The organism is Mycobacterium sp. 4D054, from assembly GCF_052245755.1.
GTDB lineage: Bacteria > Actinomycetota > Actinomycetes > Mycobacteriales > Mycobacteriaceae > Mycobacterium.
Window position 1 is genome coordinate 20774 of the sequence record NZ_JBQQCF010000011.1, and the last position, 15724, is coordinate 36497.

Below are 15724 nucleotides of genomic sequence, written 5' to 3' on the forward strand. Positions count from 1 at the left end.
GCATGTTCGTTCTTGTTCTCGGCTCGATCCTGGCGTTGATGCACCTCTACGTGTGGAAGCGGATGGTCAAGGACACCACCGCCCGCGGTCCCGCCCGGTGGCTGTCGTCCGGCCTGGTCGCGACGCTGCTGCTGCTCGTGCTGGCGGCGTTGCTCGTGCCCCGGGTGTTCGGTGTCGCGGAGTCCGGCTGGCTGGCCTGGCCGGGCTACCTGTGGTTCGGCCTGGTCGTCTACCTCTTCCTGACCCTGCTGGTGCTCGAGCCGGTGCGATTGGTCCTGCGCCGGTGGGCGCGGCCCGCACCGGCAGCCGACGAGGCTCCGGCGGTCGATCGCAGGATGTTCCTGGCCCGTGCGTCGGCGGTGGCCGCCGGCGCCGCGGCCGTCGGGTTGGTCGGCACCGGTGTGGCCACCGCGGTGAAGCCGCCGCAACTGCTGCGGGTCCCGGTCCGGTTACCGCGGCTGGACCGGGCGTTCGACGGCTACCGCATCGCGGTGGTCTCGGACATCCACCTCGGCCCGCTGCTGGGCCGGGCGCACACCGAGCGCATCGTGCGGATCATCAACGAGACCGAGCCCGACCTGATCGCCGTGGTCGGCGACGTGGTGGACGGCACCGTCGCCGAGTTGGGAGCGGCCGCGGCACCGCTGCAGGACCTGCAGTCCCGCGACGGCGCGTTCTTCGTCACCGGCAACCATGAGTACTTCGTCGAGGACACCGCGGAGTGGATCCGCGAACTGGAACGGCTCGGGCTGCAGCCGCTGCGCAACGAGAACACCCGTATCCGCCGCGGCACAGCCGCGTTCGACCTGGCCGGGATCAACGACATCGCCGGCGAGCAGCGGTCCGATCCGCCCGATCTCGACCTCGCGCTGGACGGCGTGAACCCCGGCGACCCGACCGTCCTTCTGGCCCACCAGCCGGTCGCGGTCGACGGCGCCGCGGAGCGCGGCGTCGATCTGCAGCTCTCCGGGCACACCCACGGCGGCCAGATGTGGCCGTTCCACTACGCCGTCGCGCTGGCCCAGCCCGCGCTGGCCGGGCTGTCCCGGGTGGGGGACACGCAGCTCTACGTCACCCGTGGGGCCGGCTTCTGGGGGCCGCCGGTGCGGGTGGGCGCCCCGCCGGACATCAGCCTGCTGGATCTGCGCGCCGACGGGGTTTGACGGCCGAAGTCTCGGGTACATCTCAGCCAACTCCGACGGTAACGCTCAGGTGCGATCAGCAACCTGGAGTGACCAGGACTTCCGCGGGAGGAGCGACGATGGCCCCGAATACGGTGACCAAGAGCGCGTCCGTGGTGCGGCTCGACACACACCCGGCGTTCTGCGCGGCCGAGCGGCGCTCCCGCGAGTTCGAGGAAGCGATGCGCAGGCATCCGGCGTCCCAGTCCCGGCTGCCGGTCCGAATGCCACCGTCTGCCCCGCCCCTGCGGCGGGTGTAGACGCGCGGAAGGGGCGCCTCTGGTGGTGGGGGCGCCCCTTTTTCGCGCCCGGGCCGGCTACGAGGTGAACAGGCGGGCACTGACCTCGCGCATCTCGACCTTGCGGATCTTGCCCGTCACCGTCATCGGAAACGCGTCGACGACGTGCACGTAGCGCGGGATCTTGTAGTGGGCGAGCTTGCCGGAGGCGAAGTCTCGCAGCGCGGCGGCGTCGAGGGCGGTGCGACCCGGCCGCATCCGGATCCACGCGCACACCTCTTCGCCGTACCGGTCGTCGGGCACCCCGACCACCTGGGCGTCCTCGATGTCGGGGTGGGTGTACAGGAACTCCTCGATCTCGCGCGGGTAGATGTTCTCCCCGCCGCGGATCACGACGTCCTTGATGCGCCCGACGATGTTGCAGTACCCGTCCGGCCGCATCACGGCCAGGTCGCCGGTGTGCATCCAGCCGTCGGCGTCGACCGCCTGGCGGGTCTTCTCCTCGTCGCGCCAGTAGCCGAGCATCACCGAATACCCACGCGTGCAGAACTCGCCGGGACTGCCGCGCTCGACGACCTCGCGGGTCTGCGGGTCGACGATCTTGATCTCGACGTGCGGGTGCACCCGCCCGATGGAGGCCGTCCGCCGCTCCAGGTCGTCATCGATGAGGGTCTGGCACGACACCGGGGACGTCTCGGTCATGCCGTAGGCGATCGAGACCTCGGACATGTGCATGTCTTCGACGCAGCGCTTCATCACCTCGACCGGGCACACGGCGCCGGCCATGATGCCGGTCCGCAGCGACGACAGGTCCCGCTCGGCGAAGTCCGCGCGATTCTGCATCGCGATGAACATCGTGGGCACGCCGTAAACCGCGGTGCACCTTTCGGTTTCGATCGCGCGCAGGGTCTGGTCCGGATCGAACGCCGGCCCGGGGATCACCATCGTCGCGCCGTGCGTGGTGCAGCCGAGGTTGCCCATCACCATTCCGAAGCAGTGGTAGAACGGCACCGGGATGCACAGCCGGTCGCCGGGTTGCAGCCGGATCTGCTCGGTGACGAAGTAGCCGTTGTTGAGGATGTTGCGGTGCGACAGCGTCGCACCCTTCGGGAAACCGGTGGTTCCGGAGGTGTACTGGATGTTGATCGGGTCCCGGTTGGACAGCGTGGCGCCGCGGTCCCGCAACTGCGCGTCGTCGATCCGGTCGCCGCCGGCGCGCAGACGCTCCCAGTCGTCGGTGCCGATGAACAGAACCCGTTGGAGTGCAGGGACTTCCGGACGCACTTCATCGACCATCGCGACGTAGTCCGAGGTCTTGAACGCGGTGGCCGAAATCAACGTGGCGACGCCGGACTGCTCGAGCACATAGCGCAGTTCGTGCGTGCGGTAGGCGGGGTTGATGTTGACCAGGATCGCGCCGATCTTCGCCGTCGCGTACTGCACGATCGTCCATTCCGGACAGTTCGGTGCCCAGATGGCGACCCGGTCCCCGACGTCGACACCGAGAGACATCAAACCCTTTGCCACCGTGTCGATCTCGCGGTCCAGCTCGGCGTAGGTCCAGCGCCGGCCGCCGGCGACGTCGACCAGCGCCTCGAGGTCGGGATACGCCGCGGCGATCCGCTCGAAGTTCGCGCCGATCGTCTCCTCCAGGATCGGGGTGTCGGTCGGGCCGGCGTCGTAGGCCACACTCATCACTGCACCAGATCCTCGTAGCGGTATTCGGTGTCGATCGGCCGGCCTGCGCCGTGCGCGTCCTCCTCGCGGCGACGCAGCTCGACGCGGCGGATCTTGCCGGAGATCGTCTTGGGCAGCTCGAAGAACTCGACCCGGCGCACCTTCAGGTAGGGGGCGAGGTGATCGCGGGAGTACTCCAGGATCGACCTGGCCGTGTCGGCGTCGGCGGTCCAGCCCTCGGCCAGGCTGACGTAGGCCTTGGGCACGGCCAGCCGGGTGTCGTCGGGCTGCGGGACCACGGCGGCCTCGACGACCGCCGGGTGCTCGATGAGCACGCTCTCCAACTCGAACGGCGACACCTTGTAGTCCGACGACTTGAACACGTCGTCGGTGCGGCCGATGTAGGTGATGTAGCCGTCGGCGTCGCGGCAGGCGACGTCGCCGGTGTGGTAGTAGCCGTCCCGCATCACCAGCGCGTTGCGGTCGTCGTCGCCGAGATATCCGGTCATCAGGTTCAGCGGGGTCTGGCCGAGGTCCAGGCAGATCTCGCCTTCCTCGGCGAGCTCACCGGTCAGCGGGTCCACCAGCACGACCGGCACAGCGGGCATCGGGCGGCCCATGGACCCGGCCTTGACCGGCTGGCCCGGGGTGTTGCCGATCTGCAGCGTGGTCTCGGTCTGGCCGAACCCGTCGCGGATGGTCAGGCCCCAGGCCCGCTCTACGGCGCTGATCACCTCGGGATTCAGTGGTTCCCCGGCGCCGAGCACCTCGCGCAGCCCGGGCGGGCACTCACCCAGGTCGGCCTGGATCAGCATCCGCCACACCGTCGGCGGCGCGCAGAACGTGTTGACGCCGGCCCGGCGCATCTGGTGCAGCAGCGCCGAGGCGTCGAAGCGGCGGTAGTTGTAGACGAAGATCGTGGCCTCGGCGATCCATGGCGCGAAGAAGCAACTCCACGCGTGTTTGGCCCAGCCCGGCGAGCTGATCGCCAGGTGGACGTCGCCGGGGCGCACGCCGATCCAGGCCATGGTGGTCAGGTGCCCGACGGGATAGCTGATCTGGGAGTGCTCGACGAGTTTGGGCCTGCTGGTGGTGCCGGAGGTGAAATACACCAGCAGCGGGTCTTCGGCGGCGGTCTGCGGGTCGTGCGGCCCGGCAGGCTCGACGGCGGCGGCGTCGGCATAGGACTGCCAGCCCGGCACCGCGTCGCCGACGACGATCCTCACGTAATCGCCCGGCACGTCGGCGAACTTGCCCGAGTCGGCGGCATTGGCGATCACGAAGCCGGCCCCGCCGCGGGTGATGCGGTCGGCGAGGTCCGCCGGTCCCAGCGCGCCCGTGGTGGGCATGATGACCGCGCCCAGCTTGGCCACCGCCAGCATCGATTCCCACAGTTCGACCTGGTTGCCCAGCATCAGGATGACGCGGTCGCCCCTGCTCACGCCGAGCTTGCGCAGCCACGACGCCACCTGGTCGGACCGGCGCGCCATCGTGTCGAACGTGACCTGGCGCTCGGCGCCGTCCTCGTCGACGATCCACAGCGCGACGCGGTCGTTACCGCGCGCGATCTCGTCGAACCAGTCGGTGGCCCAGTTGAACGAACCGGTGATCCGCGGCCACTCGAAGGTCTCCACGGCCTTGTCGTAATCGGCCATGACGTCGACGAGGCGGTCGCGTGCGCTACGGAAGAGATCGGTGTTGCTCGCCATGCCTAATAGGATCTAGGTCACAGTCGTCCGTCCACCACCCCCGAAAGAGGGTAGAGCCCAGTGTCCGTCCCGTCGTCATTGCTGCGACCCCGTGACGCCGACGCGGTGCGCGCGGAGTTGCGCCGTATCGCGGTGCTCGGTGACGTCCCGGTGCTGTTCGGCGGCGAGGTGCACGGCGACACCCTGCTGATCACCGAGTACCACGGAGTGCGCACCGGCGGGCTGCGCGGACTGGCGGTGCGGTCGAACTCGGGGCTGGGCGGGGCCAGCATGGTTGCCGGCCGTCCGCTGGCGGTGGCCGACTACCGCAACGCGTCCAGCATCACCCACGACTACGACGGACCGGTGCTGACGGAGGGCATCCAGTCGGTGCTGGCCGTACCGGTGCTGGTCGACGGGCGGACCCGGGCGATGCTGTACGGCGCGTACCGCACCGGCGCGCCGGTCGGCGGCCGGGTGGCCGACATGGTGGTGGACTCCGCGCGGCGGCTGAGTGAGGAGTTCCGGGTCCGCGACGAGGTGGACCGCAGGCTGCGGTTGCGTGACGCGCACGCGGCCAACCTCGGTAACGGTCTGGTCGGAGCCGAGCGGATCCGCGAGGTACACGCCGAGCTGCGGCGGCTGGCCGTCGACGCGCCCGCAGAGCTGCAGGACAGGCTGCGAGTGCTGGCCGAGAAACTGTCCGGCGAGGCTGACGAGACCGGCGCCGCACCGCTCACCCCGCGCGAGCTCGACGTGCTGGCACAGGTCGCCCTCGGGTGTACCAACGCCGAGGCAGCGCAGCGTCTTTCGCTCAAACCCGAGACTGTGAAGAGCTATTTGCGCAGTGCGGCGACCAAACTGGGCACCCGCACCCGCTACGAAGCGGTGTCGAAGGCACGGCGGCTACGCCTGATCCCCTGACCCCCCGGCCGAAATCGCATTCCACGCGCGTCAAGTCGCGATTCAGCCACGTGGAATGCGATTTCGGCGGGAGTCAGAGGGCGATCCAGCCGAGGTTGGGGGAGCCGATGCTGCCCATCCACAACCGGCCGCCGCCCTCGACCAGGCCGGTCACCATGCTGAATCGGGGATGGGTGGTGCGCATGCCCGCGACGGCCTGCCCGCTGTCGGGATCGAACGCCACCACCCACACCACAGCCTTCGGCTTGGGTTGCAATCGGGAGGGTAACCGCCACAGCGCCTTTCGGAGGATGGGCGGGCCCGCCGCGAGCAGGTCGGCCAGCGGGTTGGCCGGGGTCACCATCGCGCACCAGATCCGGCCGCCCGCGCCGGTGGACAGATTGTCCGGCATTGCCGGCAGATTCACCGCCAACGGTGTCACCGTGCCCGCTTTCGGCCCGGCCAGCCAGTACTTCGACAGCCGGCGGCCCTGGGTCTCGGCGAACACCAATGCCGAACCGTCGGCGGTCGGCGTCAACCCGTTCGCGAAGTACAGCCCGTCGACGAGCGTGGTGACCGTCCCGTCGGGGTCGAGTCGGTGTAGCGCCCCACGGCCGCGGGCCTCCAGGATCGCCCCGAGGTAGTCACCCACGGTGAAGGCCGACGTGGACTCCGTGAAATATACTGTGCCGTCGGCTGTTTCGGTGACGTTCGAGCAGAAGATCAGCCGACGTCCGTCGATCGAATCCACCAGTGTCTCGACGCGCCCGCTCGTGGTGTCGACGGCCAGCAGTCCGCGCGGGCTGTCGGCCACCAGCAATCGTCCGTCGCCGCCGAACGCCAGTCCCAGTGGGCGGCCACCGGTGTTCGCGACCACCTCGGGTGAGGTTCCGTCGGGCCGCAGCGCCACGATGCCGCCGTCCAGCGCGCCGGTCCACAGATTGCCGTCGGCGTCGACGACGACGTCCTCCGGTTCGCCGCCCGGCACCGGCACCAGCGTGAGATCGGCGGGCCCGAACTCCGGCAGCGGTTGTACCGGCGGCGGCTGCCACCGCACCGGGTCGATCGACGGCTTCGGCGTCTGCATCATGCCGACCTTAGCGTCCGGACCTGGAAAGGTGCGCAGCGAGAACCTCGGCCGAAATCGCATTCCACGCGGTTCCTCCTCGGGATGTGCCGCGTGGAATGCGATTTCGGCGCGGCGGTTTACATACGGGCCGACGCCTCGCCGAGCACGCCGCGCAGCACGTCGTAGATCGCGTCGAACTCGGCCTGCCCGGAGATCAGCGGCGGGGCCAGCTGCACCACTGGGTCGCCGCGGTCGTCGGCACGGCAGTACAGGCCGGCCTCCCACAGCGCCGGGGTGAGGAAGCCACGCAGCAGCCGCTCGGACTCCTCGTCGTTGAACGTCTCCTTGGTGGCCTTGTCCTTGACCAGCTCGATGCCGTAGAAGTAGCCCTCGCCGCGGACGTCGCCCACGATCGGCAGGTCCAGCAGCTGCTCCAGCGTCGCGCGGAACGCCGGTGCGTTCTGCTTGACGCGGTCGTTGAGCCCTTCACGCTCGAAGATGTCGAGGTTGGCCAACGCCACCGCCGAGGACACCGGGTGCCCGCCGAAGGTGTAGCCGTGCCCGAACACGGTCTGGCCGTCGTTGAACGGTTCGAACAGCCGGTCGCTGGCGATCATCGCGCCGATCGGGGAGTAGCCCGACGTCAAGCCCTTGGCGCAGGTGATGATGTCCGGTACGTAGTTGAAGTCGTTGCACGCGAACATCGAACCGATGCGCCCGTAGGCGCAGATCACCTCGTCGGAGACCAGCAAGACGTCGTACTCGTCGCAGATCTCGCGGACCCGCTCGAAGTACCCGGGCGGAGGCGGGAAGCAGCCGCCCGCGTTCTGCACCGGCTCGAGGAAGACGGCGGCGACGGTGTCTGGCCCCTCGAATTCGATGGCCTCGGCGATCCGGTCGGCGCAGTAGCGGCCGAAAACCTTTTCGTCGTGCGCATATTCGGCGGGCGCACGGTAGAAGTTCGTGTTCGGCGCGCGAAACCCGCCGGGCACCAACGGCTCGAACGGCGCCTTGAACGCGGGGATGCCGGTGATGGACAGGGCGCCCTGCGGGGTGCCGTGATACGCGATCGAGCGGGACACCACCTTGTGCTTGCCCGGCTTGCCGGTCAGCTTGAAGTACTGCTTGGCCAGCTTCCACGCGCTCTCGACGGCCTCGCCGCCGCCGGTGGTGAAGAACACCCGGTTCAGGTCCCCGGGCGCATAACCCGCCAGCCGTTCGGCCAATTCGACGGCGGTGGGGGTTGCGTAAGACCACAGCGGAAAGAACGCCAACTGCTCGGCCTGCTTGGCGGCGGCCTCGGCGAGCTCCTTGCGACCGTGGCCGACCTGGACCACAAACAGGCCCGAAAGGCCGTCGATGTACTTGCGGCCCTTGTCGTCGAAGATGTGCACACCCTCGCCGCGGGTGATGATCGGAGGGGTGATACCTGCGCCGTGGCGGGCGAAGTGACCCCACAGGTGGCGGTTGGCCTTGGCGGCCAGCTCGGTGCCCGCCTTCTGTTCGGTTTCGGAAATGATCGTCATCGTGTACCCCAATTGTATTGCTGCTTAACAAGTTTCAGATAAACAAGGGTTTCGGTGGATATCACTCCCGGAATGGCGCGGATCTGCGTGTTCAGCAGTTCCAGTAAATGGTCGTCGTCTTCGCAGACGACCTCGGCGATGGCGTCGAACGAGCCGGCGGTCAGCACGACGTAGTCGACCGATTCCATCGTGGCGAGCTTCTCGGCGATCTTGGTGGTGTCCCCGGTGCACTTGATACCGATCATCGCCTGTCGGGCGAATCCCAGTTGCATGGGATCGGTGACGGCGACGATCTGCATCACCCCGGCGTCGACCATGCGCTGCACCCGCTGACGCACCGCGGCCTCGGACAGGCCGACGGCCTTCCCGATCCCGGCGTACGAACGGCGGCCGTCCTGCTGCAGCTTCTCGATGATCGCCTTGGACAGTTCGTCGAGCTGGAAGGCGGCACCCGGGCGAGACTCGTTCACGCGGAACGAGACAGGGCCGACGGCATGCGGTATCCCCAGGTTAGCCATGCCAGTGATTGTGCACGGAATCCGTCGTCACAGGCAACCATCACCATGAAATCATGCGTATCAAGCCGCTCACGATGCGGTAATGCGTAGCTTCGACGCGGCGGGCGCGATAGCGTTGACGCCATGACCACAGTTTCCTCCCCGCCCGTCCTGGCAGGCAGCTGGATCGACGGAGCCCCCGTCAATACGCGGGGACCGGCTCATCACGTGATCAATCCCGCGACCGGCGCGCCCGTGGCCGAATACGCGTTGGCTCAGCCCGGCGACGTCGACGCCGCCGTCGCCTCGGCGCGCGCCGCGCTGCGCGGCTGGTCGACAGCCACCCCGGCCGAGCGGTCGGCCGTGCTGGCCAGGCTCGCCAAACTGGCCGACGAGGCCACCGCGGACCTGGTCGCCGAGGAGGTCAGCCAAACCGGCAAACCCGTGCGGCTGGCCACCGAATTCGACGTGCCCGGCAGCGTCGACAACATCGACTTCTTCGCCGGGGCGGCCCGCCACCTCGAAGGCAAGGCCTCCGCGGAGTACTCAGGTGATCACACCTCCTCGATCCGGCGCGAGGCCGTCGGCGTGGTCGCCACCATCACCCCGTGGAACTACCCGCTGCAGATGGCGGTGTGGAAAGTGCTGCCGGCGCTGGCCGCGGGCTGCTCCGTGGTGATCAAGCCCGCCGAGATCACCCCGCTCACCACGCTGACGCTGGCCCGGCTGGCCGTCGAGGCGGGACTGCCGCCGGGGGTGTTCAACGTCGTGACCGGGTCCGGAGCCGACGTCGGTACCGCGCTGGCGGGGCATGCGGGCGTCGACATGGTGACGTTCACCGGTTCGACGCCGGTGGGACGCAAGGTCATGGTGGCGGCGGCCGCACACGGCCATCGCACGCAGCTGGAGCTGGGTGGCAAGGCCCCGTTCGTGGTGTTCGACGATGCCGATCTGGACGCCGCGATCCAGGGTGCGGTCGCGGGTGCGCTGATCAACACCGGCCAGGACTGCACGGCCGCGACGCGGGCAATCGTCGCGCAGCCGCTGTACGACGACTTCGTCGCCGGGGTGGCCGAGGTCATGGGCAAGGTGGTGGTCGGTGATCCGCACGACCCCGACACCGATCTGGGGCCGCTGATCACGCTCGCGCACCGGGCGAAGGTGGCCGGCATGGTCGAGCGGGCGCCGGGGGAGGGCGGACGAATTGTCACCGGCGGGGTGGCCCCGGACGGCCCCGGGGCGTTCTACCGGCCGACGCTGATCGCCGACGTGTCGGAGTCCTCCGAGGTGTGGCGCGACGAGATCTTCGGACCGGTACTGGCGGTGCGTTCGTTCACCGACGACGACGACGCTCTGCGGCAGGCCAATGACACGGCCTATGGCCTGGCGGCGTCGGCGTGGACGCGTGATGTGTACCGCGCGCAGCGGGCGTCACGCGAGATTCATGCCGGCTGCGTGTGGATCAACGACCACATCCCGATCATCTCGGAGATGCCGCACGGTGGGTTCGGCGCGTCGGGCTTCGGCAAGGACATGAGCCAGTACTCGCTCGAGGAGTACCTGTCGATCAAGCACGTGATGAGCGACATCACCGGCGTAGCCGACAAGGGTTGGCACCGAACAATTTTCACCAAGCGCTAGGCCCTGCGGAATAGCATTCCTGGTCGCTGGCGAAGGCCGGATCGCAGCCAGGAATGCTATTCCGCGGCGGGTCAGCCGTTGGCGCCCGCGGCGCCGGGAGCGCCGCTGGGGCCCGGGGTACCGCTGCTGAAGTAGCCCCTGCCGCGTGCCCCGCCTTCACCGCCGGCGCCCCCGGCGCCGCCTGTGCCGGCGTTTGTGTCGATGGACGCGCTGCCCCCGTCGCCTCCGTTGCCGCCGTTTCCGCCGGCGCCGCCTGCGCCGGGTCCGTACAACGAGGCGGAGCCGCCGGGGCCGCCGGTACCGCCTGCCCCGCCGCCCCCGCCATTTCCAGCGTGCGCATCGCCCAGCGCGGCGCCGCCGGCGCCGCCGGCCCCTCCCGCGCCGCCCGCGGCGCCGTCACTCGCGTTGATAGGGGAGAACTCGCCTTCCCCTCCGTTGCCGCCCTTCCCGCCGGTGCCGCCGTCGCCGGCTCGTCCGCCGGCGAGCGCAGCGCCGCCGACTCCGCCCGCGCCACCTGCGCCACCGGGCCCGCCGTCGAAGTCGTTCAAGTCGCGAAGGCTCTTTGTGCCGCCGTTACCGCCGTTGCCGCCGGCGCCGCCCTTGCCGGCGATGCCGTCGGGAGCCGCGGCGCCACCGTCGCCGCCTCGGCCACCCACGCCACCGCGTCGGGCATCCTGGGCGCCACCCTTGTAGCTGCCCCCGGCCCCGCCTGTGCCGCCCGCGCCGCCGGCGCCGGATGTGCCGGATGTGCCGCCGCCCAGCGCGGTTCCGGCGACCCCGCCGTTGCCGCCTGCACCGCCGTCGCCGCCTGCGCCGTTGGTCTCGTCGCGTCGTCCCCCGCCGCCGTCACCACCGGACGCGCCCGCGCCGCCGGCGCCGCCGTTGCCGGAGTGGCCGCCACCGAAGAGGTTGCCGCCGTTACCGCCGGCGCCACCAGCACCACCTCTTCCGGCGCGTCCGCCCCAGCCCCATCGGCCGGCACTTGCGCCGGCACCACCGGCGCCACCGTCGCCACCCTTGCCGGCGGTACCACCTGCAAGGTTCTCGGCGGAGCCGGCAGAGCCGCCCTGCCCGCCGTTTCCGCCATCTCCGCCGTCGGCATCGCCGATGCTGAACAAGCTGTCCGCGGGCCTGGCGCCTCCGGCTCCGCCGCGACCACCGGCACCTGCGTCGCCGCCGACACCGCCGTCGGGGGCGCTCCCACCGTTCCCGCCGTTGCCGCCGCGACCCCCGGATCCGCCGATTCCGGGGATGTTCCTGACGTTGAATCCCGGAATTCCGGCAGCGCCCCCGTTGGCGGCGTCCCCGCCGGTGCCACCCTTGCCCGCGACGCCACCGGCGAACGAGGCACCGCCGTTGCCGCCATTGCCGCCGTCGCCCGCCGCGCCGCCGTTGCCTGAACGGCCGGAGATGTCGGAGTCCGAAGACGCGGATCCGGCATTACCTCCGGCCCCGCTCTTTCCGCCGTCGCCGCCGTGGCCCGCGATGCCGCCGCCGGACGCGGCCCCGCCGTGGCCGCCTCGGCCGCCGTCACCGCCGTGTCCCCCGTTGCCTGCGGCGCTTGTGTATGGCGCTACCGGCCCCAAATCTCGCTGTGCGTCGCCCCCCTCTCCGGCTGCGCCCCCGCTGCCGCCGGCGCCGGCGTTACCTGCGGTGCCTCCGTTGTAGGCGGCCCCGCCGTCGCCGCCGGCGCCTCCGCGGCCTCCATGGGCGCCGTTTCCGGCGTCGTAGCTGGTGATGCCGCCGATCGCCCGGTCGGCGTCGGCGCCCGAGCCCCCTTTACCGCCTGACCCGCCGACCGCACCGAGGCCGCCTGCGCCGCCGGTACCGCCGCTGCCGGCAGCGCCGCCCTTTCCGCCCGCACCGCCGTCACCGCCCGCGCCGCCGCTGCCGGAGACGAACTGGAGGCCGGCGACGGCGGCGGGGTAGATACCGGAGCGGCCGTCTCCTCCATTGCCGCCGTTGCCACCGGCTCCGCCCTTGCCGCCGTTACCGTTTCGGCCGCCGGCTGCACTGTTGCCGCCCGCGCCGCCCGCCCCTCCGGCACCTCCGGCGAAGCCCGAGCCACTGACCGCGCCACTGTTCTGCGTGCCGTTCGCGCCTGCGCTTCCGGAACCGCCGTCACCTCCTCTGCCGCCGCGGCCGGCATTTCCGGCCGTGCTTGCAGCGCCGGCACCGCTACCTGCGTTGCCGCCGGTGCCTGCGTTGCCGCCGTTTCCACCTGCGCCGCCGTGGAAGCCTGCGCCACCGGTGTTGCTGCCTGCGCGGCTGCCCTTACCGCCGTCGCCGCCGCTGGCGGCTGCGCCGCCTCGCCCGTTGACGCCCCCCCACACCGGCCTTTCCGCCGTTGCCGCCGTTTCCACCTGCGCCGCCGGCGAATCCGTTGCTCCCGGCCTGTCCGTTGCCGACGGCGACGCCGTCCGCGCCGTCACTGCCGTCGGCGCCGCCGCCGCCATCACCGCCGTTACCGGAGTTGCCGGTGAGCCCCGCGGCGCCCGCGCCAGCACCAGCCTTCCCGCCGTCGCCGGCGTCACCGCCGTCGCCGCCGGAGCCACCGTTGAGGCCGGCTCCGCCCATGTGCGTGCCCGCTCGGCCACCACTGCCGCCGTAGCCGCCGTTGCCACCACGGCCGCCGTCGCCGTTGACACCGCCCACCCCCGCTGCGCCGCCGGTGCCGCCGTTTCCACCTGTGCCACCGGCGAATCCGTTGTTCCCGATCCTTGCCGGGATGGCATTCGCGCCGTAGCTACCGTTACCGCCGTTGCCGCCGGTTCCACCGGTGCCCGCGTTTCCGGTCAGTCCCGTTGCGCCGGAGCCGTTTCCGGCGCTGCCTCCCGCTCCTGCGGCACCTCCTGCACCTCCGTCGCCGCCGTTGAAGCCTGCGCCACCGATTTGGTAGCCGGCATTGCTGCCGTTGCCGCCCGCGCCCCCGGTGCCGCCTTCGCCTCCATGACCGTTGGTGCCTCCGATTCCCGCTTCGCCGCCGGCCCCGCCATTTCCGCCTGCGCCGCCGGCGTATCCGGGGTTGCCGTCCTTGCCTGCGGCAATCCAGTCCCCGTTGTCGCCGCCGCTTCCGGTGCCGCCGTTTCCGCCGTTACCCCCGGTGCCCGCGTTCCCGAAGAGTCCTGTTGCGCCGAAGCCAGTTCCGGCGTTGCCGCCCGCTCCTGCTGCACCCCCTGCGCCTCCGTCGCCACCTCGAAAACCGGTCGCGCCGGCGTGCGTGCCGGCACGGCTGCCGTCACCGCCCCGGCCGCCGTTGCCGCCCTGTCCGCCGTTGCCGTTGACGCCGCCGGTGCCTGCGTTGCCGCCGTTACCTCCGGAACCACCTGCGCCGCCGATGAATCCGGTGTTGCCGTTACGGCCCTTGCCGACGGGGCGGCCATCAGCCGCGTCGCCACCGGCGCCGCCGGCGCCACCCGTGCCTCCCGTTCCGGCGTTGCCGGCGGCGGCGCCGAGGCCGCCTGCAGCGCCGCCGGTTCCGGCATCACCTCCGTTGCCTCCTGTGCCGCCGGCGATACCATCGCCGCCGAGGGTGCGGGCGTCGGCGCTGTCGCCGCCGTCACCGCCCTGGCCGCCGTTGCCGCCTTGTCCGCCGTTGCCGTGGGCGCCGCTGATGCCCGCGCCCAGCGCTGTTCCGGCGGCGCCTCCCGTTCCGCCCGCACCACCGGTTGCGCCGTTGCCGCCGCGACCGCCCGCGCTGCCGGGACGTATTGCGGCGCGTGCATTTCCGCCATTGCCACCATATCCGCCCGTGCCACCCGCACCGCCGCGCCCGCCGTTGCCGGCGGTCGTACCGCCGAGCCCGCCCGCGCCGCCGGCGCCACCACCTCCGCCCATCTCGCCGGAGGCTGCGTCCTCTCCGGCATCGTCGGCGTCGTCGCCATCAAGCCCGGTGCCGCCACAGCCACCGGCACCACCCGCCCCGCCGTCGCCGAGCGCGCCGGCGTTACCTCCGGAGCCGCCCGCCCCGCCGAGACCGGCTTCCGAATCACCGGCCGCGTCGCCGCCGTTGCCGCTGTTGCCGCCAGTGCCGCCGTTGCCGATAAGAGTGCCGCCGTTTCCGCCCCGTCCGCCTGCGCCGCCGGTGCCGCCGCCGTCGCCACCGTCTCCGCCGAGACCGCCCGCACCGCCGTCACCCGCTTCTCCGGCGTCGGCTCCGGCCCCGCCGATGCCTCCTGCGCCGCCGTCGCCGGTGATCGACTGCTCGCCGACGTCGCCGCCGCGTCCTCCGTCACCGCCTCGGCCGCCCGGGATCGCGGCCTCCGCTCCGTCGCCGCCGCTGCCGCCGTCACCGGCGAGCAGGCCGCCACGTCCGCCATTGCCGCCTCGGCCGTTGTTGACCGTGGCGAATCCGTGACCGCCGTTGCCGCCGTTGCCGAAGAAGCCGGCGTCGCCGCCAATGCCGCCGTTGAATCCGTTGCCGCCGTTGCCGAACAGGCCGCCGTTGCCACCATTGCAGGCCAGGCCCGCGTTGCAGGTCTCGGCAGTCCAGGAGTATCCGTTGCCGATCAGCCAGCCGCCGTCGGGGTTGTCGGCGGTGCCGTTTCCGAACAGCCGGCGCACCACCTCGTCATCGTCGGCGGCAGCGTTGTAGCCAGTGAAGGTGATGTGTGATCGCTGACTGACGACGGGCGACTCGGTACGGCGATAGAACGCCCAGAGTCCCTGCAGCAGAATGGTATTGAGCGTACGCGGTTCAGGAGTGGTCTTGACGTCGAACAGTGCCACCGTGCCAGAGGGGACGTCGCGAACGGGGCGGGTGTCATGCGTGGCGCCGCCGCCGGCTTTGGGTTCGGGGGTGACGGTGGGTAAGGGACTCTCGATTGTCATCTCTCCCACGGTCTCCGGTTCGGCGATGGCATCGCCGGTGTTGTCGGACGAGACCTCGCCGGTGTCGTCGGTGTCGTCGGACGAGGCGTCGTCCCGATCCGGGGGGGTCCTGATCGTCCTCCGATGTGTCGACGTCGTCCGGTTCCTCGCTGTCCTCCTCCGCGGCGTCGGTGGCGTCGGCGGTGTCGTCGGCGTCGTCCGAATCGGCCGCGGTTGCGGCGTCGGCTGCGGTGGAGTCCGGCGAGTCCGAGCGCGAGGACGGTTCGTTGGTGCTCGACGCGTCCTCATCGGCCCAGGCGGCCGGTGCAGCAACCACCGCACCGCCCAGTCCCAACACCGCCGCCGCAGCACCGACCCGAACGACATCCATCGCCTTAGGCATAAATTTCCCCCGAGATCCCGAATTTGACTGCAGACGACGCAGTAGCTGAGCAAACGAAACTGACCCTATATGACGAGTCGGTCAGCGGAGG

Annotated in this window: 11 protein-coding genes; 4 read left to right on the forward strand and 7 right to left on the reverse strand. The window is 70.9% G+C overall.

All coding sequences use genetic code 11. The features are described from left to right. The first annotated feature begins 2 nt into the window (after nt 1–2). Both ACTWP6_RS10540 and ACTWP6_RS10545 read left to right on the forward strand, forming a co-directional pair. Entirely contained in the window at nt 3–1163 is a 1161-nt protein-coding gene (locus ACTWP6_RS10540; RefSeq protein WP_443187609.1) for a metallophosphoesterase, read from the forward strand. Nucleotides 1164–1261: 98 nt separating this feature from the next. Further along, nucleotides 1262–1441, forward strand: coding sequence for a hypothetical protein (locus ACTWP6_RS10545; protein WP_443187610.1), 180 nt, complete (start codon nt 1262–1264; stop codon nt 1439–1441). Between the two features lie 57 nt (nt 1442–1498). Here the strand turns inward: ACTWP6_RS10545 and ACTWP6_RS10550 are convergent, their stop codons facing one another. After that, the gene (locus ACTWP6_RS10550; protein ID WP_443187611.1) at nt 1499–3115 is read right to left on the reverse strand and encodes an AMP-binding protein; all 1617 of its coding nucleotides are present in this window, start codon (nt 3113–3115) and stop codon (nt 1499–1501) included. Then, a complete protein-coding gene (locus tag ACTWP6_RS10555; protein ID WP_443187612.1) occupies nt 3115–4806 on the reverse strand; it encodes an AMP-binding protein in 1692 nt (563 codons plus the stop codon). The genes ACTWP6_RS10550 and ACTWP6_RS10555 overlap by 1 nt, the downstream gene beginning before the upstream one ends. A 60-nt stretch (nt 4807–4866) precedes the next feature. Here ACTWP6_RS10555 and ACTWP6_RS10560 point away from each other — a divergent pair, with 60 nt between their 5' ends. After that, entirely contained in the window at nt 4867–5709 is an 843-nt protein-coding gene (locus ACTWP6_RS10560) for a response regulator transcription factor (RefSeq protein ID WP_443187613.1), read from the forward strand. 73 nt (nt 5710–5782) lie between these two features. Here ACTWP6_RS10560 and ACTWP6_RS10565 read toward each other — a convergent pair whose 3' ends face one another. The 3 genes from ACTWP6_RS10565 to ACTWP6_RS10575 all read right to left on the reverse strand — a co-directional run bounded on the left by ACTWP6_RS10565 (nt 5783) and on the right by ACTWP6_RS10575 (nt 8801). After that, nucleotides 5783–6778 (reverse strand): SMP-30/gluconolactonase/LRE family protein, encoded by a 996-nt coding sequence (locus ACTWP6_RS10565; RefSeq protein WP_443187614.1) that lies wholly within the window; start codon nt 6776–6778, stop codon nt 5783–5785. Between the two features lie 116 nt (nt 6779–6894). After that, nucleotides 6895–8283 carry an aspartate aminotransferase family protein gene (locus ACTWP6_RS10570; protein ID WP_260757548.1) on the reverse strand — a complete coding sequence of 463 codons (1389 nt, stop codon included), beginning with the start codon at nt 8281–8283 and terminating at the stop codon, nt 6895–6897. Then, nucleotides 8280–8801, reverse strand: a complete 522-nt coding sequence (locus ACTWP6_RS10575; RefSeq protein ID WP_260757549.1) for an Lrp/AsnC family transcriptional regulator — start codon at nt 8799–8801, stop codon at nt 8280–8282. Before ACTWP6_RS10575 ends, ACTWP6_RS10570 begins: the two co-directional genes overlap by 4 nt. Nucleotides 8802–8924: 123 nt before the next feature. On the opposite strand from ACTWP6_RS10575, the gene ACTWP6_RS10580 reads away from it, so the two are divergent. Beyond that, nucleotides 8925–10421, forward strand: a complete 1497-nt coding sequence (locus ACTWP6_RS10580) for a gamma-aminobutyraldehyde dehydrogenase (protein ID WP_443187615.1) — start codon at nt 8925–8927, stop codon at nt 10419–10421. Nucleotides 10422–10492: 71 nt separating this feature from the next. On the opposite strand, the gene ACTWP6_RS10585 is transcribed toward ACTWP6_RS10580, so the two are convergent. Next, the gene (locus ACTWP6_RS10585; RefSeq protein WP_443187616.1) at nt 10493–12754 is read right to left on the reverse strand and encodes a PE family protein; all 2262 of its coding nucleotides are present in this window, start codon (nt 12752–12754) and stop codon (nt 10493–10495) included. Then, on the reverse strand, nt 12696–15251 hold the full coding sequence (locus tag ACTWP6_RS10590; RefSeq protein WP_443187617.1) for a PE family protein: 2556 nt from the start codon (nt 15249–15251) through the stop codon (nt 12696–12698). The genes ACTWP6_RS10585 and ACTWP6_RS10590 overlap by 59 nt, the downstream gene beginning before the upstream one ends. Between the last annotated feature and the right edge of the window lie 473 nt (nt 15252–15724).

What these genes read in the sequence shown, in the direction of transcription:
- ACTWP6_RS10540 (WP_443187609.1), top strand. Translation starts at nt 3, where the DNA reads ATGTTCGTTCTTGTTCTCGGCTCGATCCTGGCGTTGATGCACCTCTAC.
- ACTWP6_RS10545 (WP_443187610.1), top strand. Translation starts at nt 1,262, where the DNA reads ATGGCCCCGAATACGGTGACCAAGAGCGCGTCCGTGGTGCGGCTCGAC.
- ACTWP6_RS10550 (WP_443187611.1), bottom strand. Translation starts at nt 3,115, where the DNA reads ATGAGTGTGGCCTACGACGCCGGCCCGACCGACACCCCGATCCTGGAG.
- ACTWP6_RS10555 (WP_443187612.1), bottom strand. Translation starts at nt 4,806, where the DNA reads ATGGCGAGCAACACCGATCTCTTCCGTAGCGCACGCGACCGCCTCGTC.
- ACTWP6_RS10565 (WP_443187614.1), bottom strand. Translation starts at nt 6,778, where the DNA reads ATGATGCAGACGCCGAAGCCGTCGATCGACCCGGTGCGGTGGCAGCCG.
- ACTWP6_RS10570 (WP_260757548.1), bottom strand. Translation starts at nt 8,283, where the DNA reads ATGACGATCATTTCCGAAACCGAACAGAAGGCGGGCACCGAGCTGGCC.
- ACTWP6_RS10575 (WP_260757549.1), bottom strand. Translation starts at nt 8,801, where the DNA reads ATGGCTAACCTGGGGATACCGCATGCCGTCGGCCCTGTCTCGTTCCGC.
- ACTWP6_RS10580 (WP_443187615.1), top strand. Translation starts at nt 8,925, where the DNA reads ATGACCACAGTTTCCTCCCCGCCCGTCCTGGCAGGCAGCTGGATCGAC.
- ACTWP6_RS10590 (WP_443187617.1), bottom strand. Translation starts at nt 15,251, where the DNA reads ATGACAATCGAGAGTCCCTTACCCACCGTCACCCCCGAACCCAAAGCC.